This window comes from Cytobacillus eiseniae (assembly GCF_017874625.1).
Classification (GTDB): domain Bacteria; phylum Bacillota; class Bacilli; order Bacillales; family Cytobacillaceae; genus Cytobacillus; species Cytobacillus eiseniae.
This window is the reverse complement of record NZ_JAGIKZ010000027.1, coordinates 30463-50966: the sequence shown is the minus strand read 5'-3', so window position 1 is coordinate 50966 and position 20504 is coordinate 30463. Positions and strand designations below refer to the sequence as shown.

The following is a 20504-nucleotide window of genomic DNA, read 5'->3' as shown; positions in this document are numbered from 1 at the left end:
AGGGAAACCCTTTCAGTGGGCCTTTAAGGCCAAGGCCGGTAAGAGAGGCTTTCAGCCGCAGAGCAAACCACCAGTTCACACTGGTGGTTTTGATTTCTGAGAACTATTTTTCTGTGAAAGGATTATGAAAACATTTGTTTTAATGCTCTTTTTAAATCTGGTTGCCAATGGGTCCATGTATGGTCTCCATCAAATTCATCATAGAAATAGGGAAAGCCCTTTTCTGTAAATAGTTTTGAAAGTTCTCTATTTGGAGTGAGAAAATCTTTCTCTTCATTTTTTGTTGTTTGAACATTGGTTTCCTCTTTACCAATTACATGATAAACACTTGTTAGATGAGGCTGATTGATTTCTTTAACCGCATGTAATACATTCTCATCCACCATCGGAGATTGAAGTAAAACTTTACCGAATGTATGAGGATATTCAGATGCAGCCATTAATGAGACGGTTGCTGCAAGTGAGTCTCCTAATAGTGCACGGCCCATTCCCATTTGATAGGTTGGAAATTCCTGATCTAAAAATGGAACGAGCTCATGAGCTAAAAATCGGATGTAGGCATGATTTTGTTCTCCTTTTGGATGATACTTCTTCCAGCGATCCTCTACATTTTTATAAGGAATCCCAACAATAATAATATTTTCAATTTCTCTGTTTTTTAGTAATTCATCTGTTGTACGGCCAATTCTCCCTAGTTGAAAATAATCTCTGCCGTCTGGGACAATTAGCATGTGATACTTATATAAAGGAGTATAAGTTGCAGGCAAGTATACAAGCAGTTCGATGTCCTCGCCTAATTCCTTACTTGATATAGTCATATCTTTAATGGTTCCTCTAGTTTCTTGCATAGATGATTCCTCCATTTGATGTTATGTAAGCTTTGCATGATATTTTAACATAAGTTTGGTGGAAAAGCTTTTAACATGTTTGAAAAAATTTAAGAAATAATTGATTCATGCTATTAAACATATATGTATAATATGGATATTTTTTTGGAGAACATGCAAGTTAATAAAAATTTCTTATCATAATTTCCTATGATGAGAACTAGTAATCTGTTTTCATTATAAGCAGACTTATTTTTTACAATTTTCCTAATTTTTATGTTAAACTATATTTTGAATAAACAAACAATTCGAAAAGGGGGACAAAATAATTGAAAAAGAGAAGCATATTTTTACTGACTGCTTTCCTTCTAGCATTCTCGATGTTTCTAGCAGCTTGTAGTGGAGGTTCTGAAACTTCAGGTGAAAAGGACGACGATAACACAGCTGGAACAGAAAAGCCGAAATTTATGAGTATTTTGACAGGTGGAACTGGTGGTACATATTATCCGCTTGGTGGTGCATTTGCTAACATTATTTCTGATGAGACTGGAATTCAGACGACTGCTGAAAGTTCTGGTGCTTCTGCTGAGAATATGAATACGCTGAAAGATGGCAATGCTGAAATCGCTTTCTCGCAAACAGACATTGCTTCTTATGCGAAAGAAGGCAAATTAATGTTTGAAGGTGCAGCCGTTGATAACGTAAGTGCGATTGGCACACTGTATCCTGAAACAATCCAAATCGTTACAACAACTAAATCTGGGATTAAAACTGTAGAAGATTTAAAAGGCAAGAAGGTTTCTGTCGGTGCCCCTGGTTCTGGAACGAACCCAAATGCAGAACAAATTCTTGAAATGCATGGCATGACTTTTGATGATATTAACAAACAGGATCTTTCCTTTGATGAGTCAACTGCTGGTATTCAAGATGGTACAATTGATGCTGCATTCGTTACAGCTGGAACGCCTACAGGTGCTGTAGAAGGTCTTTCTGCAACGGAAGATGTCGTTATTATCCCAATTGCACAAGATAAAATTGATGCTTTAATCGAGAAATATCCATATTATGTGAAGGATGAAGTTCCTGCTGGCACATATGGTCTTGCGGATGCTGTGACAACTGTAGCCGTTCAAGCGATGCTTGTTGTTACGAATGATCTCTCTGAAGACGTAGTTTATGAAGTGACGAAAGCAATCTTTGAAAATTTAGATCAAGTGGCACATGCAAAAGGTAAATTAATTAGTGCGGAAAATGCTGTGAATGGTGTGGGAATTGACATTCATCCTGGCGCACAAAAGTACTATGATGAAAAAGGCATATCTCCTAAGTAAACCATACATTCATTAGGAGATAACTTGACCGGCTATAAAACCATATTAAAGGTTTTTATGCCGGTCATTATATCTTTAAAGCATTTTCCTGAACGTTGATTAGGTGGGGTTTACATGAAAGAAAAAAAGCCAGATAGAAAAATGCTTATCCTGGTTTCCCTCATTCTCATATCCATCGTATTTCTGTTTTTCATTCCCTTAAAGCAAGCACTGGTTTTTCAATATCAACATACTGGTAAGGTGCTCGCCTATATTCCGATACATAAGGATGAGCAGTTCAAAATTAAATATTTACATTCTATCCATCGATCAGATGTAATCGAAAGCTATCTTGTAACGAAGGACAAACAGATCAAGCAATATGAACTGATGTACGAAGATTTTGCAATTGGAATGCCGGAAAATGCTTCAGAAGGTGAAATATTTGAGCATAAAGACGGCAAATATTTTATAAAAAACATGAATCGCATTTTTCCTTTATTTGATCTTAGATTAGGGAAAGTGAGAGCAAATCACACGTTAATTTATAAGGAACTTGAATATCCTCTTTCTAGGTATATAGAACCCGGAACGTTGCTGCGCATAAAGATAGACAAAATAAGTGTTTTTGAACAATTGAAAGGAGTGAACATCCTTGAGTAATTCGGAGGAAACATTATCTCTTGAAGAACAGCAGAAAATATTGGAGAAGTATGACCCAGAAGCAGGAACAAGAAAATTAAAAGGGATAATCGGTTGGATTGTTTTTTTCGGTTTGTTATCATTCTCTTTATTCCATCTATATACGGGTGTATTTGGAATGCTAACAGCGCAGCTACAGCGTTCTGTTCATTTGGGATTTGCCTTAGCACTTATTTTTCTTTTATTTCCTGCTAGGAAAAAAGATAAGGGGCGCAAGCATAAAGTCGCATGGTACGATATAATCCTTGCTATTCTTGGCGTAGCAGTAGGTGCATACTGGCCCTTATTTATAGACGAGATCGTCATGAGAGCGGGACGGCTAACAGAAATTGATTTTTTGGTTGGACTTTTAGCGGTATTATTGGTGCTTGAAGCAACACGACGAGCGGTTGGGTTACCAATCACAATTATTGCCATTGTATTTTTGTTATATGCTCTTTTTGGCCCTTATATGCCAAGCTTTTTAGCTCATAGAGGTCTTGACCTTGAACGGCTAGTACAAACAATGTTCTTTACAACAGAAGGAATTTTGGGTACTCCCTTAGGTGTATCCTCAACATTCATCTTCTTATTCCTGCTATTTGGGTCTTTCCTTGTAAAAACAGGGGTTGGTCAATACTTTAATGATCTAGCTGTTTCAATTGCTGGGAAAGCAACAGGAGGTCCGGCAAAGGTGGCTATTTTCTCAAGTGCTTTACAAGGTACGATTAGCGGAAGCTCAGTAGCAAATGTAGTCACTTCCGGTTCTTTTACCATCCCAATGATGAAAAAGCTTGGCTATAAGAAGGAGTTTGCTGGAGCCGTTGAAGCAACTGCCTCAACTGGTGGACAAATTATGCCTCCTGTTATGGGAGCAGCAGCCTTCCTAATGGTTGAGTTCATTGGCGGAGGCATTACTTATTGGGAAATTGCCAAAGCAGCAGCGATCCCTGCATTGCTCTATTTTTCAGGTGTCTGGATTATGACTCACTTTGAAGCAAAGCGTCTCGGTTTACGAGGATTAAAAGATGAAGAAATGCCGAACAAGAAAGAAGTATTAAAGAAAATCTATTTACTTCTTCCAATTCTTGCGGTAATTTTCTTATTGATGAGTGGAATGAGTGTCATTCGCGCTGCTTTATTATCGATTGTGATTACGATCGTCGTTAGTGCGATTAGTAAGGAAACAAGAATCAATTTCAGAGATTTCATTGATGCACTAGTGGATGGTGCCCGAACAGCACTAGGAGTTGCTGCGGCAACGGCTGCCGCTGGAATCATCGTTGGTGTTGTTGTGAAAACAGGCTTAGGGTTGAAGATGGCAAATGGACTGCTTGATCTGTCCGGTGGCTTATTAATTCCAACTCTGATGCTGACAATGGTCGCAGCTATTATCCTTGGCATGGGTTCACCAACAACAGCAAACTATGTTATTACTTCAACGATTGCCGCACCTGCTATTATACTATTAGGAGTACCAGATTTATCAGCTCATTTATTCGTATTCTACTTCGGTATTGTGGCAGATATTACCCCTCCAGTTGCGCTTGCCGCGTTTGCAGCAGCAGGAGTGTCTGGTGGAGACCCAATTAAAACAGGAGTAAATGCATCCAAGCTAGCGATAGGTGCATTTATTATTCCATATATGTTTGTTCTCTCACCAGAGCTATTAATGATTGATACAACTTGGTATTACTTAATTTGGGTTGTATTCACGGCCATTTCTGGAATGATGGCTATTGGTGCGGGTGTAATCGGCTTCTGGTTGCGCAAACTAACATGGATAGAGCGGATATTAGGTATAATTGGGGGATTATTGCTCATTTATCCAGAAGGAATTTCAGATATTGTTGGCTTAGCCATATTTATTCTCTTAGTCGTTCTGCAATATGTCTTTAAACGTAATAATACTGTAAAACCACAAGCAGCCTAACTAAAGTGATAGTAAGTAAGAGGAAAGTAGATAGTAGCTTAAATCGTAATTGATTTAGGCTACTTTTTTTAAAATGAAGTAGCATTCGATAAGGTGTTAAAATGAAATTGGAATCTTTGTATAAGGTTGGATAATCTGTAATGAAGTACTTTTATCCATTATGACTGTAATGAAAGCTATTTTAATGTTATCAGAATGACAATGAGCATTGGCAAAAATAGCTGTAAAGCGAGTGTACCTTAAGATTTTATATTTAATGAAGCACCAATTATTGACTTTTTCTTTATTTTTTATATAATTATATGTATATCTACTCAAGGATCTGGTAGTTTAGCAGTAGAGTACAGTGATGATAGGGTAGAGAAATTGTATAATCTGATCCGATAGTTCAGTGGGAGAATACATCCTTGACAGGGATGGGGTCGGGGGTTCGAATCCCTCTCGGATCATAAGCAAAAGGCATATTTCATTTTTTGGAATATGTCTTTTTTCATATTCACTTTTTGAAGTTTAGGTAAAATTGTAAGGAGATCAATCATCCTCATGAGAACTTTATTCATTTCTATTATTGCCAATATGAATAGGAGCGTGGGAAGTTTGTTGACCAATTTGTACTTTGTTAGACATGCTCATTCTACATATACACCAGACGAAGCAGGAAGACCGTTGTCTGACCGTGGCTTTACTGACGCAAATACTGTAACAAATTTGCTGAAAAAAGAAAATATTGATATTGTCTTTTCAAGTCCTTATAGACGTGCAATTCAAACGGTTGAAGGAATGGCCAAATACTTAAATAAAGAGATTGTGTTAGTGGATGATTTTAAAGAACGCCTTTTGGCGGAAAACCCTGTTAAAGATTTTACAGCCGCTATTACTAAAGTTTGGAAGGATGATAATTTTTCATGGGAAGGTGGAGAATCAAATAAGACAGCTCAAAAAAGAGGTGTTTATGCGACTTTACAAGTATTAGAAAATTATCCAGGCAAAAACGTAGTAATCGGTACTCATGGTAACATTATGGTCTTAATTATGAATCATTTCGACAGGAAATATGGATTCGGATTTTGGAAGGAACTTGAAATGCCTGACATTTATAAACTATCATTCGATGGTAAAAAGCTCGTACATGTTAAGAGAATATGGGAATAAACCTAAGGATTTTGTACTAATTACAGAACTAAAGGAGTGGAGAGCTTGAAACTAAACTTTGAATTACTTGATCCATCCAATCATCCTGACTGGTTGGAACCCCATTCTATAGATTGGTATAAACAACTTGGTGAACTTTCTGGAAAATACCAATATCCTTGGAATTCATTATTATCGAAGCCCAATGGAGAATCTTTATTTGATGAAGAAGTGTTTAGTATGATTCAGAACAAAAAAGTGTTAGATGTTGGATGTGGACACGGAGAATTTGCTATACTGTGTAGTTCATTAGCAAAAAAGGTTGTTGGCTTTGACGTTACTGATAGTTTTGTAGAAAGCGGAAATCAGAATAAAAAGATGAATGTGTCATTTGTTGTCGGTAATTCAAAAAGTGGACTGCCTTTCACACAAGATGAATTTGATTGTGCATATATTCGTAAAGGCCCCACATCTGCATATCTCTTGCTAAGTAATGTCGTTAAAAAAGGTGGGAAAATACTTGGACTTCATCCAGGAGATGATTCTGGTAAGGAGTTACCTCATTTATTCCCCAACCTCTTCAAACAAAATAAAGGGAATACCTTAGATTTAATAAAGCAAAGACTGGTAAAAAGTAAGTTGTCCCACATAGACATTGAAATAGTCAATAATACTGAGTATTTACAATCACCTACTGATGTATTAAAACTACTTTGTTTTGGTCAAAAACAAACTGTATTTAATTTGTTAAGTGGTGAAAATTTGCAACATATCAGTACGATATTTGAGCAAAATGCAGTGAGCGAAGGATTACCCATTACGTTTCAACGTTATTTAGTTCGGGCAACGGTATAGAAATCATAGTTTACAAAAGAATATGGGAAGTTTTAATGGTGTTGTTCGGAAAACAAAAACACAAGCGTGTTTATTGAAATTAAGGATTACTAAGGGGGATGCTATGTCATTTGAACAGTGTAGAAGAATCAATAAACTGATGGAAAACTTTAACTGGAGTTGGTTTATTGCAGGTGGTTGGGCAATTGATCTTCATATCGGTAAAGAATCAAGAATACATAAGGATATAGAGATAGCGATTTTTCGTAAAGATTAATTAAGATTAAAGGATTACCTACAAGATTGGGAATGTAAGAAGGTCATTAGCGGTAAACTCCATCCTTGGGAAAGTGAATATCTGGAACTTCCTATTCATGAAATACACGTTCTAAATGAATTGAATAAGGAAGAGATGGAAGTTCTACTTAATGAGACAAACGGTGATAAGTGGAAGTTTAGGAGAGATATGAGCATTTCCTCTCCTATTAAGGAAATATGTAGTTATACAGGCGAAGGCGTTCCATATCTTAATCCAGAAATTGTACTTTTATATAAAGTGAAGAATACGAGAGAAAAAGATCATCAAGACTTTATGACAGTAAAAGATTATCTAAATCCCCAACAGAGAAGATGGTTAAGTGATGCAATACAGATCCACGAACCACAACACGTATGGCTGAAACATTTGATTTAAAGTTTCTCTTTAGGGTTAATAAGGGTGAAATGCAGGTGAAACTCTTTCGTAAAACCTCCCAATACCTCATTTTACATCAGAAATAGGTCGTTAAAACAGCCGACAAATAAGGGTTCTTCAAATTTTTTTGGAATACATCCAACTTTGGAGCTTTCCTTGACAGGGATGGGGTCGAGGGTTTGAATCCCTCTCGGATCATAAGCAAAAGGCATATTTCATTTTTTGAGATATGTCTTTTTTCCTTTTTAAGGAAACTACTTTTGTGTGGTCTTTGTTATCTAGTTGACAACATACCCTAAAGGGTATAACATAAAAATATGTTATGTGTTCTTCAATTTGGCTCTTTTGTAAAAGATTGTTGTTTTTTAATCAATTGTGAAAATGAACGGTTTACGAAAACAGCCTTCAATTTTCATGAAAGATGAATTAGATAGGTTATAATGACTCAAATTGGAGATAGACAGATGATGTGATAATAGATAATCTGAGTGGAAAAAGGAAGAGGTTTGGCCTTTTATTTTTGATTGTATAAATACCCTAATGGGTAATTAAAATATACCTATGGAATAAAAGTATATTAAAAAATTTGATGAGGAGGCTATATGATGTCAGAACAAGAAAAAAAAATGAAGAATTGTTCCTCGCCGAATTCTTGAGGAATCAGTCAGACAAAGGTTACTGGAGTTGGAAAACAGGTAAAAAAACCATTTCCAATATGACCAGGAACGTTTGTATGGCTCCTGGTAGGAGTCATTTACTTAATTTTTAAAGCCTTTAATTGATCTTCCATATTCGCAAGGAATGGGAGAAACATATCATGAACCAAATGATTATCTCGATTATGTGATAATAAAAACGAGGCAGTGATAGGTTCTAATTGATAGTGTTAACAAGCAATCAAATGTAAGAAAGGGGGAGCCTTAAATAAATGTAATCCAAATTGGTTCTATGACTATTATGATGAAATGGATTGTTCTTAGCATTGCTATTGTGATCGGATTTGTATTTCTGAAATTATGGCTGAATCGTTCACAAAAAGGAGATTCTGGAAAACAAATATTTGATTTGGCATTAAATAGTCTTTTTTGGGGTTTTCTCATTTGGAAAGGCAGTTTGTTGCTGTTCGAACCGAAATTAGTTATTGAAAGTCCAATGTCCTTATTATATTTTACAGGCGGATTGAAGGGTTTATTTTTAGGAATGCTCTGTGCACTAATCTATTTCTTTTTCACGACCAGAAAATTAATGGTAACAAATGTAGTGATTATACAGTCCGTGGTTATTTTTGCCTTTGCGGTAATGTGTAGCTATTTCTTAGTAAACCTTATTTTGAACAACGACAAGCCAAAAGTGAATACAGCGACAACAAAGACCGTAGAAGTTGGTCTTCAAGAAGGAAATAAAGCACCAGATTTTGTATTAAAGAGTTTAGAAGATACGAACGTTAAACTATCAGATCTACAAGGGAAAAAGCTCATTCTAAATTTCTGGGCAACATGGTGTCCACCATGTAAAGCTGAAATCCCGCATATGCAAGAATTTTATGCTACAAGAGATAAATCCAATGTCGAAATACTTGCCATCAATTTGACTACATCAGAGAAAAATTCGGAAAATGTGAAAGAATTCATGGAAGAGAGAAACGTAACTTTTCCTGTTTTACTTGACGAAGAGGGAGATATAGGCACTTTATATCAAGCAATTACAATTCCTACAAGTTACTTCATTGATTCTCATGGAATAATACGCAAGAAAATAGTCGGTCCTATGGATAAAGAAATGATGAACCAATTAATTGAAAATATGAGCGATTAACGAGCATTAGATAAATTTGTAAATTCAAAAGCTTTGACAAGATTAAACTTTTGTTTCAAACTATACCCACAGGGGCATTATGAGAATTATCTAATTTAGACACAATAAAATCATGGAGGTGCAAAATGGTTAAAGTTACGCATGCTGCCATTTCAGCTATTAAAAGTGAAGTTCAAGATGTCATCAATGAGGGGAAAAAACCGCTGATTCGTTTTTCAATGGGCATTGGCTGAGGGGGACCTCAGTTACGTCTGACTCTGGAAGAGTCAGCTTTAGAAAATGATGAAATGATTGAACAAGATGGAATCGGATTTTTAGTAAATGAAAGAGATCAGGTCTATTTTAATCATGTAAAGATTGATTATATAAAGACATTATTTGGAGGCGGACAGTTTACCGTGCTTCAAGTTTAAGTTAAAGGGCTATTCTTGCCCTTTTTTTACATACTTTTTTCTAATAAAAAGGAGACTATTATGAGTAATCATTGGAATGATCGATTTCAAGCTAAAAATTATGTTTATGGAACGGAGCCAAATGTGTTCATTTCTGATATGCAATTAAAGCTACAATTATCCGGAGAAGCTTTGGCTATCGCTGAAGGTGAAGGTAGAAATGCTGTGTTTTTAGCTGAAAAAGGAATGAAGGTAACTGCATGGGATTTTGCCGAATCTGGACTGCTAAAAACGAGAAAACTTGCTGAAAGCAAAGGAGTAACAGTTCAAACAGAGCTTGTTGATTTAAACGAAGCTGTCTGGGAAACAGGTTTATGGGATTCAATTGTTTGTGTATTTGGCCACTTCCCAAAAGAAACACGTAAAAGAACATTTGAGGGAGTAAAAAAAGCAGTTAAACCTGGTGGTTATTATGTGTCAGAGGTATATTCCATTCATCAACTTTCATATAAAAGCGGGGGACCTAAAGATATCAATTTCCTTTATTCTCCGGAAGAGTTTCTGCAAGCTTTTTTGGATTGGAAAATTGTACATTTTTTTATGGGTGAGGCGATTCGGCATGAGGGCGAATTACATACTGGTTTAGCACATATTATTCAATTTGTTGCTCAGAAACCGGAATGAATGTATGTCATGCTGCTAGTAGACTGTTTTCCAAGACCACAGTGTACAGAGATAAAGTCTTTTAATAGTAGATGTGAAACCATGTATATGAAGAATGGATAAAAAATAAAATTGCCTCTTTACATACCTATCTAGGGTATGGTAAAATTTAATTATGTTAGGGGGGATTAGATGGAAAACCCATTAAAAGTAGATGTTTGCCATACAGAAGACGGCAGCTCTTGTAGAAAAAGTCATCATCCTGAGCGTGTAAAAAAGGATTTAACAACTCGATTAAATCGTATCGAAGGCCAAATACGAGGAATCAAAGGAATGATTGACAGGGATGTATACTGTGATGATGTTATCACTCAGATATCAGCAACACAATCTGCTATCAATAGTGTAGCCAGGATTCTTTTAGAAGGGCATTTAAAAGGGTGTGTGGTAGATCGGCTTTCTGAAGGGGAGCATGAGGTATTAGACGAATTGGTGATTACCATTCAAAAACTTATGAAAAGATAAATTTTTTTCAGCCATATATACGCCTATGTGGTATGGGGGTTAAAGGAGAGTATGAAGATGCAAACGATATCATTAAATGTACAAGGAATGTCATGTGGACATTGTGTAAAGTCTGTAGAAGGAAGTGTCAGTGAATTAGTAGGTGTAAACAGTGTGAACGTAAAATTAGACGAAGCTTTGGTTGAAGTATCCTTTAATGAAGCGAAAGTACCCCTTGATAAAATTAAAGAAACGATTGAAGATCAAGGATATGACGTAGAATAAGAGTGCTTTTAGAGCACTCTTTCATTTTATAATAATTATACCCCTTATAGGTATATGGAAGGTGGAGAGATCATGAGTACAGAAGCTATAGATGTTAGTAAATGGAAAGAAACGAGCATTCAAATTACAGGAATGACATGTGCCGCATGTTCAACACGCATCGAAAAAGGGTTAAATAAAATGGAGGGTGTTGAGCAAGCATCCGTCAATTTAGCACTTGAAAAGTCAACGATTAAATATGATCCATCAATGTTAAGTGAAGCTGATTTCGAAAAGAAAATAGAAGCACTTGGCTATGGTGTTGTAAAGCAAAAAGCGGAGTTTGATATCATAGGAATGACATGTGCTGCATGTTCAACACGTATCGAAAAAGGATTAAATAAAATAGAAGGTGTTTCAATGGCAAGCGTTAATCTAGCGCTTGAAACAGCAAGCATTGAATTTAACCCTTCAGAAATAACTATATCAGACATAATTGCAAAGGTTGAGAAACTTGGTTATGGTGCACACCAAAAGAAAGAGGATATGGCACAAGTAGATCACCGTGAAAAGCATATAAAAGATCAACAGCGTAAATTCATCTTTTCAGCGATTTTATCATTGCCATTATTATGGACAATGGTTGGGCATTTTTCTTTCACATCGTTCTTATACGTCCCAGACTTCTTAATGAATCCATGGATTCAAATGTTATTAGCAACACCGGTACAATTTCTAATCGGGAAACAGTTTTATGTTGGTGCCTATAAATCACTTCGAAATGGTGGTGCCAATATGGATGTACTCGTTGCTATGGGTACTTCCGCAGCCTACTTTTATAGTTTATATCAAGCGATTGTTACAGTTGGAACACACCATGTACCACATTTATATTTCGAAACAAGTGCGGTACTAATTACCCTTATTTTATTAGGTAAACTATTTGAAGCAAAGGCAAAAGGACGTTCATCTGAAGCGATTAAAAAGTTAATGGGTCTTCAAGCCAAAACAGCCATTGTTGTACGTGATGGGATTGAAAAGGAAGTACCGTTAGAGGAAGTAGTCATTGGTGATATGATTTTAGTGAAGCCAGGGGAAAAAATCCCTGTTGATGGTGAAGTATTAGAAGGAACAACGGCTGTGGATGAATCGATGTTAACTGGTGAAAGCTTGCCAGTGGATAAAATAGAAGGTGACATATTATACGGATCAACAATAAATAAAAATGGTTTTATCAAAATGAAAACAACTAAAGTAGGACGTGATACAGCTTTAGCTCAAATCATTAAAGTAGTAGAAGATGCACAAGGTTCTAAAGCACCCATTCAACGTTTGGCTGACCAAATTTCAGGTATTTTTGTCCCGATTGTCGTGGGAATTGCAATCCTTACTTTCTTGATTTGGATTTTCTGGGTTCAACCAGGGGAGCTTACACCAGCATTGGAAGTTTTAATTGCTGTTCTAGTTATTGCTTGTCCATGTGCACTAGGACTTGCAACGCCAACTTCTATTATGGCTGGTTCAGGCCGTGCAGCTGAGTTTGGTATTTTATTCAAAGGTGGCGAACATTTAGAACAGACGCAAGCGATAGACACGGTGGTTGTTGATAAAACAGGTACTGTCACACATGGTAAACCTGTACTAACAGATGTTTTATTAGCAATGGGTCAAGATGAAGAGAATTTCTTATCACTCATCGGTGCAGCAGAAAAACAATCTGAGCATCCATTAGCACAAGCGATCGTACAAGGAATTGAGGATAAAGGCATTGAACTTGGTCATACTCAATTTTTTGAAGCGATTCCGGGTTATGGTGTTCAAGCAACCGTTTCAGGTCAAGGGGTTATCATTGGAACACGTAAACTCATGCAGCAATATGGGATTGATATTACATCCATTTTACCAGCAATGGAGGAATTGGAGAAAAACGGTAAGACAGCAATGCTGGCTGGTATTAATGGACAATACGCAGGATTAGTTGCCGTAGCAGATACGATTAAAGATACGTCTCAACAAGCGATTCATCGTTTACAAGAAATGGGCATTACAGTCATCATGATGACAGGTGATAACGAACGTACAGCCCAAGCGATTGGGAAAGAAGTAGGCGTTAATGCAGTCATTGCAGAAGTACTTCCTGAAGGAAAAGCAGAAGAAGTGAAAAAACTACAAGAACAGGGAAAAAAAGTGGCAATGGTCGGTGACGGTATAAATGACGCGCCAGCACTCGCTACTGCTAATATTGGGATGGCGATTGGAACAGGTACTGATGTGGCAATGGAAGCAGCGGATATAACTCTCATACACGGGGACCTTAACAGCATTGCTGATGCTATTTTAATGAGCCGTAAAACGATGCGCAATATTAAACAAAACTTATTTTGGGCATTTGCTTATAACACGATTGGGATTCCAATTGCGGCAGCAGGATTCCTTGCACCTTGGCTTGCTGGTGCAGCGATGGCATTTAGCTCCGTTTCTGTCGTTTTAAACGCATTGCGATTACAAAGAGTAAAGCTAGAGAAGTAGAATCGTTTTCTAATTAAGCCCCTTTTTTAGATACCTAGTGAATACTACCTATCACTGGATTCTGTGATAGGTAGTATTTCCGTCATTAACATACCTTCCCAATGTATAGGAGATTATTAAAATAGGAGTGGTTAATATGGAACACGATGTCAAAAAAATAAAGCTTGCAATTAATGGAGGGATAGGGTTTGGAGCAAAACTAAACGCCAAACAACTGGTGACAATCTCAAAATATATGAATGATGATGAAGAACTTGAATTAACTGCGTTCCAACAACTTTATATTGATATCCAAGAAACTAAAATGGAGGAGATCATAAAGGAATTTCAAAAGGTTGGCTTAGCTTGTTATCCTGTTGGAAACTACGTAAAGAGCTTGAGAACTTGCAATTTTTGCAAAGGAGAAGAAGAAGAAGGAATGCCAGTTGCAAAAGAATTAAATCGGCGGATTGCAGGTATGCCGGTACCTTTTACCTTAAAGGTTGCTTATACAGGCTGTCCAATTGGCTGTGGTGAACCGATGTTAAGCGACATAGGTGTTATGAAAATTAAAGATTATTACAATTTATATGTTGGAGGAAAAGCAAAAGGGAAAGATGCTGAGGTTGGATCTTTGCTGATGGAGAATTTAACACCAGAAGAATTGTATGAAACCGTAGAAAAAATGATCCACCTCTATTCACAATTAGGTAAAAAACGAGAGACGTTTTATAAATTTATAAAGCGAATAGGAAGAGAGCAATTAATAAGTTAATAGATTAATAGTAAAGAGAAGCAAAAATTTATAACCAACAAACTTTTACATTTACTAACAATGTTTTCAACTAATTTATATGTAGTGATTAGTATGTTGTAACGTTCAACTTACAAAACCAAACTGATTTATTCTACCCTGTAAAACTAGTTTGATAGATAGTATACTTTCCTAATTATGTATATGAAATGGCCAAACCCAACGAACAAAAGATTTACGCATTTGGGTCTGGCCATTTTGTATTTCAAAGGATGCAGCTACAAAATAGCTGCATATAAAGTTTATTCCCAGAATGGCTTATATGATAAAATTTCAGTTTAATATGCACTCCAACCAAAATCAGCTGCTATCGTCACCCCATTAATATAAGATGATTCCTCAGATGCTAAAAAGAGAGCAATATTAGCGATATCCTGTGTCGTACCAGCTTTTGTCATTAACCCAACCCCACGCGTAGCAATTCCCATACCAAATTCATCAATAGTTGACATATTTGTTGTTAAAGGTGTAGGAACATGTGCTGGTCCAATTGCATTGCAACGGATATTTTGTGGACCATATTGAGAGGCAATATTTTTAGTCATTCCAACAACAGCATGTTTAGAAGCCGTATAGGCCAATCCTCCACGCCCGCCAGTTAGGCCCGAAATGGAAGCCATATTAATAATATTTCCATATCCTTTTTCTTGGAAAATTGGAAGGACTTTGCGTACTCCACGCATGACACTAGTTACATTTATATTCATCACTCGTTCCCAAACTTCATCTGTCACATTTTCAGCTGCTTGCATATGATCAGAAATCCCAGCATTATTAACTAAAATGTCAACTGTACCAAAGGTTTTTACGGTTGCAACGATCATGTTTTCAATCTCTTCTTCGCTAGTTACATTTACTTTTACACCAATCACTTCTACACCTAAGTCTTTTAATTCTGAAACGGTTTGTTGTAACCCTTCTTCATTAAAATCAGCAACGACGACCTTTGCTCCTTCTTTTCCATACGTCAAGGCAATTTCTTTCCCGATGCCTGAACCACTACCTGTAATGATTGCCACTTTATTCTCTAATCGACCCATAATAATCTCTCCTTGTTCATTTTCCATTTAAGATAAAAAACAGATGATTCTACTAAAATTAAAATATAATTCTACAAATATAACAATTTTGCAAAAATGTTCAAAAATTAGACAAATTTACTTGAAAAAATCAGAATAATCCTAGATAATCAAATTATTGATAGTGGCACTATCAAAAATGTATCAAAGGGGATGATTTCTTGTCAAATACAATGACTACACATTGGGATAAAGAAGTAGATGTTATTGTTTTAGGAACAGGTGGTGCTGCGTTAACGGCAGCTGTTGCTGCGGCTGAAAGCGGTTCCAAAGTACTTGTCTTAGAAAAAACGCATCAAATCGGTGGTACTACAGCTTTTTCAGGTGGTGTACCTTGGATTCCGCTAAATCATTACATGAAAGAGCAAGGTTTTGAAGACAATCGTGAAGATGTTATAAATTTCATCAAACGCTTAGCACTTGATCGAGCTGAGGATCATATGATAGAAACTTTCGTTGATAAGGGGCATGAAGTAATAAAATTCTTGCATGATCATACGCCAGTAAGATTTGTTTCTCCAAAATCCTATCCTGAGTATTATGCACGGATGGATGAAGCGTTAAAGCATGGAACACGTTCGTTGGATCCTGCTCCATTCAATTTGAATGAAATTGGAGAGTGGGGAGAATTAGTACGTCAAAATCCTATCTTTCCTCCGCTTACATTAGAAGAAGGTGGAGCAGTTGGGGGGATTGATTTCCAAGTAGTAGCTGAACGTATGCAAAATAATACAGTCACCATGGGTCGTGCATTAATCGCTTCCTTATTTAAAGCATGTTTGGACCGTGGGGTAGAAACGTTAATTGAAACTGCTGGTAAAGAACTAGTTATGGGCGAGGATGGACAAGTAGTTGGTGTAATCGCTGAAACAAAAGATGAAGAAATTTTTCGTTTCGCTGCTCGTAAAGGCGTTATCCTAGCATCAGGTGGATTTGAATGGAATAAGCAGTTAGTCAAGGCCTTCCTAAAGGCTGAGTTTACACATCCAGTTACACCTCCAGGTAATGAAGGTGACGCACTTATGATGGCGATGAAGGCAGGAGCAGCACTTGAAAATATGAGTGAAGCATGGTGGTATCCAGCGATGGTCGATCCAACATTTGAATATGAAGATAACGTAATGGCACAGCTTGGCAGTGGCCGTCAAGGTCCAAACTCCATTGTTGTTAACAAGTACGGACGTCGTTTTGTTCATGAAGGTACAACTTATAATGATATGCCAAGAGCATTCTTTAATTATGATCCGGTTAAAGTAGAGTTTCCAAACGAAGGACCTAACTGGATGATTTTTGACCAACAATTGAAGGACAGTCAGTTAATTGTTACGATGTCGCCTGGCGAGCCTGCACCAGAATGGGTCGATCAAGCTGATTCTATTCGTGAACTAGCTGAAAAAATTGGTGTCGACCCAGCTGGTTTAGAGGATGAAATCCGTAAATGGAACGAATATTGTGAGCAAGGTGTCGATCCAGATTTCCACCGTGGAACAATTCAATTCGAAGCATTAACAAGTGGAGGCGGTAGCCCTGCCAATAACCTTGGGAAAATCGAAAAAGGTCCATTCTACGCACTACCTATTTATTTAGGTGCACTAGGTACAAACGGTGGACCAAAAATCAACGAAAATGGGCAAGTAGTTAACTTTAAAGGCGAACCAATTAAAGGATTATATGCTGCAGGGAATGCATCAGGAAACCCACTTGGACCGATTTACCCTAGTGCTGGCGGAACGATCGGACCAGCAATGGTATTTGGTTTCTTAGCAGGACAGCACGCAGTCAATTCATAATACTAAACTTTAAAGAAGCGGGAAGGTGCATCATATGCCACAAGGAACACACACAGTAGAAGTACCATTAGATATTCAAACGATTTGGAACTTTGTTCATGATATGAACAATTGGGCTCCACTCGTTCCAGGATATATTGAACACGAAATTTTAAGTGAGCGACAATCGACATGGGCATTTAAAGGTGACTTAGGTTTTATGAAAAAGACAGTGAAGTTACAAATTGATATTAAAGAATGGAATGAGCCTTCTGAAGTAACCTTTGATTTGAAAGGCATGTCTGATAACTTTAAAGGTGGGGGCTATTTCCGTGCTGAAGCGATCGATGAAAAGACAACAAAAATGTCTGGACATCTAGACATCACTGCTGGTGGGATGATGGGTGCAATGGTGAATCAAATTTTAACGAAATTTGTTCCACAAACAGCAGAAGAGCTTACTGAAGCAATCGTAGCAAAATTATTAGAAATAAATTTAGTAAAATAAAGTAAAAAGCGGTCTCATGGTTGAGGCCGCTTTCTACTTAGCCGGATTTTTTAAAAAGTGTATCATCATATTTTTTACCTCAGTCAATTCTTCTTGATTCGGAACGGGAAGAATTACATCGGGTAGAAATGTATATAAGGTGTATTTTTTTATAGCTGTACCAAACATATTAAAGATCGTATTCCAGATGAATTCATCACTAATTGAAAGCTGAATACTGCCATCCTCTTTTCCTTCTTTTACAATTTCAGAAATGATATGGCTAATTTCTCCATATGCTTTTTCAATTTCTTCTAACATTCTTTTCTCAACAGGGGTAAAGGCCGTATATAGTTCAAATGCTTCCAAAAGCTTTGTTGTTTCCCGGTTTTCTTCAGATATAAATCTTATATAAACAGTTAATACATCATCGATTTTTTCTATGCCCTTTTTATTTGAATGGATAATTTCTTCAAAATACGGGACATGCTGTTCGATCGCTTCCTTCACAACTTCAATAATTAAATCCTCTTTCTTTGGAAAATAACGAAATAGAGTGGCTACCCCTACATTCGATTCATCTGCAATCTTTTGCATCGTTGTTTTTTCAAACCCTTGTTCAGAAAATAGTATTCTCGCGGCTTGAATCATGCGTTTGCGTCTTTCCAATTTTTTAACCATTTCATCACCTACTTCCAATATTATACTACTTTTTTATTGTTCGTAGTAGGAGGCGGATGATTGATAAAAAAACATAGTCTATTAAAAGATATAAAAAAGAAGATTGATTTTTTGATAAAGGTGGAGTATTATCAAAGTATATTTTATGTGAAATATTTCACAAACTTTAAGAGCTATATATGAATTATTTTGAGTTTTATGCTGTTACATAAATGGGAGGGGGATACAATATGGGAAAACCAAAAGTAATTATACTTGGTGCTGGATATGGTGGAATGATCGTGAGTAGAGAGCTAGAAAAAACATTAATGAAAGGTGAGGCAGATGTTACTTTAATAAATAAACATGATTATCACTATATTTCTACACAACTACATAAAATTGGAGCTGGTACAGTTTCTGATGATCATGTCGCATTACATATACCTGATTTACTAAAGACGAATCATGTTAAATTTATGAAAGCAACTGTTAAAAATACCGATTTTACCGAAAAGAAGATAATCTTAGAAAGTGGTGAAATAGTCGAATACGATTATCTCTTAATTGCGTTAGGATTTGATGTAGATACTTTTGGAATACCTGGAGTGGAGGAATTTGCCTTTAAAATTCGTAGTTTTAGAAGTTCTAAAGCTATTCATTATCACATTAGGAAGGAGTTTGCAGCGTATAAAGAGGATTTAGATTCTTCACACCTAACATTTGTTGTAGCGGGAGCGGGGTTTACTGGAATTGAAATGGTTGGGGAATTAGTTGATCAGCTTCCTAAACTTTGTAAAGAATACGCCATTCCTTATAAAAAAATCAGAATAATTAATGTAGAATCATCCGACTCCATTTTACCTTTTTTTGACCGTAAAGCAATTGATTTTACTTCAGCCTATTTGCAAAAAAATAGTGTGGAACTTATGACTTCTACTAAAATTATTCAATGTAAAAAGGATGCAATCATTTTGGATAATGGTTTTCAAATTTCTGCAAGAACACTGATTTGGTCTGGGGGAGTAAGAGCGAATAGACTATTAGAACAATGGGATTTGCAATTGATTAACGGAAGAATCCCAGTGGACAAATACCTTCGAGTGAATGGCCTTGATGGAGTATTCTGTGTAGGGGATGCAGCATATTTCTTGAACGAAGATGAAAAGGCGTTGCCAGCAACAGCACAGGTGGCGATTCAACAAGCCCAAGTATGTGGCCCTAATATTGCTGCTGCTATACGTGGGCAAGGGTTGAAACCATTCACCTATCATCATAAGGGAACCGTTGCCTCCATCGGAAGTAAAGTAGCAGTAGGAAATGTTTTTGGGCTAAAGATGACTGGATTTTTTGCTGCACTAATGAAACAAGTGGTTGAAGCAAGATATTTGTTTGTACTTGGAGGACCGGTATTCATGGCGAAAGTAATGCTAGCAAAATCCTAATCAATTGAAGGATTCAATCATGCTTGCTTCCTTATGAATGATAATATCTAACCAATTTCTTTATAATAATGCATAGTTTCTCTTAAAACTTTTATACACGATTTTAAATAAAATCTGTAAACCATACGCGGTATTGACAAATTGCTTGGAAAATTATACTATAGAAATCCTGCCAATTTATACATTGGCGTTAAGGGGACTGTGAAAAGTTCATTTTTCTTTGAAAGGGACGGATCATATGAATAAAGAGCAATTAATGGAAAGTGCACGTAGTATGAAGGAAAGAGCCTATGTACCTTATTCCAAATTTCCAGTTGGAGTCGCTTTATTATTAAAAGATGGTACGGTAATTAACGGAGTAAACGTGGAAAATGTTTCATTAGGTGCAACAAATTGTGCGGAGCGTACTGCTGTTTTCACTGCCATTGCTAATGGTTACAAAAAAGGGGACTTCCAAGCAATCGCTGTATCAGGTGATACGGTAGATTACCTTCCACCATGCAGTATTTGCAGACAAGTATTAGCAGAATTCTGTCTACCTGACATGCCTGTATATTTAACAAATGAGAAAAAAGATATATTAGAATTGACATTAGGGGAGTTATTACCTTATGCATTCACTGATTTAGAAATGTAAATATATAATCGAGAAAAAGACCAGAGATTGGTCTTTTTTCTTTTTACTCATATTCTT

General features: G+C 36.6%; 21 protein-coding genes and 1 tRNA gene. 19 read left to right on the top strand and 3 right to left on the bottom strand.

The features are described 5' to 3' along the window. Positions 1-122: 122 nt before the first annotated feature. Positions 123-848: an alpha/beta hydrolase gene (locus J2Z40_RS16710; RefSeq protein ID WP_066392897.1), complete on the bottom strand. Its 726-nt coding sequence runs from the start codon at positions 846-848 to the stop codon at positions 123-125. Positions 849-1156: 308 nt separating this feature from the next. Between J2Z40_RS16710 and J2Z40_RS16705 the strand changes: the two genes are divergently transcribed. From J2Z40_RS16705 to J2Z40_RS16645, 15 genes are all read left to right on the top strand, one after another. Next, the gene (locus J2Z40_RS16705) at positions 1157-2158 is read left to right on the top strand and encodes a TAXI family TRAP transporter solute-binding subunit (RefSeq protein WP_066392899.1); all 1002 of its coding nucleotides are present in this window, start codon (positions 1157-1159) and stop codon (positions 2156-2158) included. A 114-nt stretch (positions 2159-2272) separates the two neighbouring features. Next, entirely contained in the window at positions 2273-2800 is a 528-nt protein-coding gene (locus J2Z40_RS16700; RefSeq protein ID WP_066392902.1) for a DUF1850 domain-containing protein, read from the top strand. Next, on the top strand, positions 2793-4751 hold the full coding sequence (locus J2Z40_RS16695) for a TRAP transporter permease (protein WP_066392904.1): 1959 nt from the start codon (positions 2793-2795) through the stop codon (positions 4749-4751). The genes J2Z40_RS16700 and J2Z40_RS16695 overlap by 8 nt, the downstream gene beginning before the upstream one ends. Before the next feature lie 377 nt (positions 4752-5128). Next, positions 5129-5200 (top strand) — tRNA-Val (locus tag J2Z40_RS16690). Positions 5201-5294: 94 nt separating this feature from the next. Then, complete coding sequence (locus J2Z40_RS16685) at positions 5295-5903, top strand: histidine phosphatase family protein (protein WP_245350144.1); 609 nt, start codon at positions 5295-5297, stop codon at positions 5901-5903. A gap of 45 nt (positions 5904-5948) precedes the next feature. After that, on the top strand, positions 5949-6737 hold the full coding sequence (locus J2Z40_RS16680) for a class I SAM-dependent methyltransferase (RefSeq protein ID WP_066392912.1): 789 nt from the start codon (positions 5949-5951) through the stop codon (positions 6735-6737). A 103-nt stretch (positions 6738-6840) separates the two neighbouring features. Then, positions 6841-6993: a nucleotidyltransferase domain-containing protein gene (locus J2Z40_RS19890; protein WP_245350143.1), complete on the top strand. Its 153-nt coding sequence runs from the start codon at positions 6841-6843 to the stop codon at positions 6991-6993. Between the two features lie 135 nt (positions 6994-7128). Then, a complete protein-coding gene (locus tag J2Z40_RS19885; RefSeq protein WP_245350142.1) occupies positions 7129-7410 on the top strand; it encodes a hypothetical protein in 282 nt (93 codons plus the stop codon). A gap of 957 nt (positions 7411-8367) precedes the next feature. Beyond that, positions 8368-9225 carry a peroxiredoxin family protein gene (locus tag J2Z40_RS16670; protein WP_083953996.1) on the top strand — a complete coding sequence of 286 codons (858 nt, stop codon included), beginning with the start codon at positions 8368-8370 and terminating at the stop codon, positions 9223-9225. A 287-nt stretch (positions 9226-9512) separates the two neighbouring features. After that, positions 9513-9638, top strand: coding sequence for a hypothetical protein (locus J2Z40_RS20050; RefSeq protein ID WP_281064494.1), 126 nt, complete (start codon positions 9513-9515; stop codon positions 9636-9638). 60 nt (positions 9639-9698) lie between these two features. Continuing rightward, a complete protein-coding gene (locus J2Z40_RS16665; protein ID WP_066392915.1) occupies positions 9699-10301 on the top strand; it encodes an SAM-dependent methyltransferase in 603 nt (200 codons plus the stop codon). A 171-nt stretch (positions 10302-10472) separates the two neighbouring features. Beyond that, a complete protein-coding gene (locus J2Z40_RS16660) occupies positions 10473-10805 on the top strand; it encodes a metal-sensitive transcriptional regulator (protein WP_066392917.1) in 333 nt (110 codons plus the stop codon). A 57-nt stretch (positions 10806-10862) separates the two neighbouring features. Next, the gene (copZ, locus tag J2Z40_RS16655) at positions 10863-11069 is read left to right on the top strand and encodes a copper chaperone CopZ (protein WP_066392918.1); all 207 of its coding nucleotides are present in this window, start codon (positions 10863-10865) and stop codon (positions 11067-11069) included. 72 nt (positions 11070-11141) lie between these two features. Further along, positions 11142-13577: a heavy metal translocating P-type ATPase gene (locus J2Z40_RS16650; protein WP_066392919.1), complete on the top strand. Its 2436-nt coding sequence runs from the start codon at positions 11142-11144 to the stop codon at positions 13575-13577. 136 nt (positions 13578-13713) lie between these two features. Further along, on the top strand, positions 13714-14331 hold the full coding sequence (locus tag J2Z40_RS16645) for an NAD(P)/FAD-dependent oxidoreductase (RefSeq protein WP_066392922.1): 618 nt from the start codon (positions 13714-13716) through the stop codon (positions 14329-14331). A gap of 317 nt (positions 14332-14648) precedes the next feature. On the opposite strand, the gene J2Z40_RS16640 is transcribed toward J2Z40_RS16645, so the two are convergent. Then, positions 14649-15410, bottom strand: coding sequence for a glucose 1-dehydrogenase (locus J2Z40_RS16640; RefSeq protein WP_066392924.1), 762 nt, complete (start codon positions 15408-15410; stop codon positions 14649-14651). Between the two features lie 200 nt (positions 15411-15610). On the opposite strand from J2Z40_RS16640, the gene J2Z40_RS16635 reads away from it, so the two are divergent. Beyond that, a complete protein-coding gene (locus J2Z40_RS16635) occupies positions 15611-17239 on the top strand; it encodes an FAD-dependent oxidoreductase (protein WP_083953863.1) in 1629 nt (542 codons plus the stop codon). Between the two features lie 34 nt (positions 17240-17273). Then, positions 17274-17726 (top strand): SRPBCC family protein, encoded by a 453-nt coding sequence (locus J2Z40_RS16630; protein ID WP_066392926.1) that lies wholly within the window; start codon positions 17274-17276, stop codon positions 17724-17726. A 33-nt stretch (positions 17727-17759) separates the two neighbouring features. On the opposite strand, the gene J2Z40_RS16625 is transcribed toward J2Z40_RS16630, so the two are convergent. After that, entirely contained in the window at positions 17760-18386 is a 627-nt protein-coding gene (locus J2Z40_RS16625) for a TetR/AcrR family transcriptional regulator (protein ID WP_066392928.1), read from the bottom strand. Positions 18387-18616: 230 nt separating this feature from the next. Here J2Z40_RS16625 and J2Z40_RS16620 point away from each other — a divergent pair, with 230 nt between their 5' ends. Further along, positions 18617-19810 carry an NAD(P)/FAD-dependent oxidoreductase gene (locus J2Z40_RS16620; protein ID WP_066392929.1) on the top strand — a complete coding sequence of 398 codons (1194 nt, stop codon included), beginning with the start codon at positions 18617-18619 and terminating at the stop codon, positions 19808-19810. A gap of 238 nt (positions 19811-20048) precedes the next feature. Continuing rightward, the gene (locus tag J2Z40_RS16615; RefSeq protein ID WP_066399176.1) at positions 20049-20447 is read left to right on the top strand and encodes a cytidine deaminase; all 399 of its coding nucleotides are present in this window, start codon (positions 20049-20051) and stop codon (positions 20445-20447) included. The last annotated feature ends 57 nt before the right edge of the window (positions 20448-20504 follow it).

What these genes read in the sequence shown, in the direction of transcription:
- J2Z40_RS16645 (WP_066392922.1), top strand. Translation starts at nt 13,714, where the DNA reads ATGGAACACGATGTCAAAAAAATAAAGCTTGCAATTAATGGAGGGATA.
- J2Z40_RS19890 (WP_245350143.1), top strand. Translation starts at nt 6,841, where the DNA reads ATGTCATTTGAACAGTGTAGAAGAATCAATAAACTGATGGAAAACTTT.
- J2Z40_RS16710 (WP_066392897.1), bottom strand. Translation starts at nt 848, where the DNA reads ATGCAAGAAACTAGAGGAACCATTAAAGATATGACTATATCAAGTAAG.
- J2Z40_RS16620 (WP_066392929.1), top strand. Translation starts at nt 18,617, where the DNA reads ATGGGAAAACCAAAAGTAATTATACTTGGTGCTGGATATGGTGGAATG.
- J2Z40_RS16660 (WP_066392917.1), top strand. Translation starts at nt 10,473, where the DNA reads ATGGAAAACCCATTAAAAGTAGATGTTTGCCATACAGAAGACGGCAGC.
- J2Z40_RS16665 (WP_066392915.1), top strand. Translation starts at nt 9,699, where the DNA reads ATGAGTAATCATTGGAATGATCGATTTCAAGCTAAAAATTATGTTTAT.
- J2Z40_RS16640 (WP_066392924.1), bottom strand. Translation starts at nt 15,410, where the DNA reads ATGGGTCGATTAGAGAATAAAGTGGCAATCATTACAGGTAGTGGTTCA.
- J2Z40_RS16625 (WP_066392928.1), bottom strand. Translation starts at nt 18,386, where the DNA reads ATGGTTAAAAAATTGGAAAGACGCAAACGCATGATTCAAGCCGCGAGA.
- J2Z40_RS16650 (WP_066392919.1), top strand. Translation starts at nt 11,142, where the DNA reads ATGAGTACAGAAGCTATAGATGTTAGTAAATGGAAAGAAACGAGCATT.
- J2Z40_RS16700 (WP_066392902.1), top strand. Translation starts at nt 2,273, where the DNA reads ATGAAAGAAAAAAAGCCAGATAGAAAAATGCTTATCCTGGTTTCCCTC.
- copZ (WP_066392918.1), top strand. Translation starts at nt 10,863, where the DNA reads ATGCAAACGATATCATTAAATGTACAAGGAATGTCATGTGGACATTGT.
- J2Z40_RS16630 (WP_066392926.1), top strand. Translation starts at nt 17,274, where the DNA reads ATGCCACAAGGAACACACACAGTAGAAGTACCATTAGATATTCAAACG.
- J2Z40_RS16685 (WP_245350144.1), top strand. Translation starts at nt 5,295, where the DNA reads ATGAGAACTTTATTCATTTCTATTATTGCCAATATGAATAGGAGCGTG.
- J2Z40_RS16615 (WP_066399176.1), top strand. Translation starts at nt 20,049, where the DNA reads ATGAATAAAGAGCAATTAATGGAAAGTGCACGTAGTATGAAGGAAAGA.
- J2Z40_RS20050 (WP_281064494.1), top strand. Translation starts at nt 9,513, where the DNA reads ATGATTGAACAAGATGGAATCGGATTTTTAGTAAATGAAAGAGATCAG.
- J2Z40_RS19885 (WP_245350142.1), top strand. Translation starts at nt 7,129, where the DNA reads ATGGAAGTTCTACTTAATGAGACAAACGGTGATAAGTGGAAGTTTAGG.
- J2Z40_RS16670 (WP_083953996.1), top strand. Translation starts at nt 8,368, where the DNA reads ATGATGAAATGGATTGTTCTTAGCATTGCTATTGTGATCGGATTTGTA.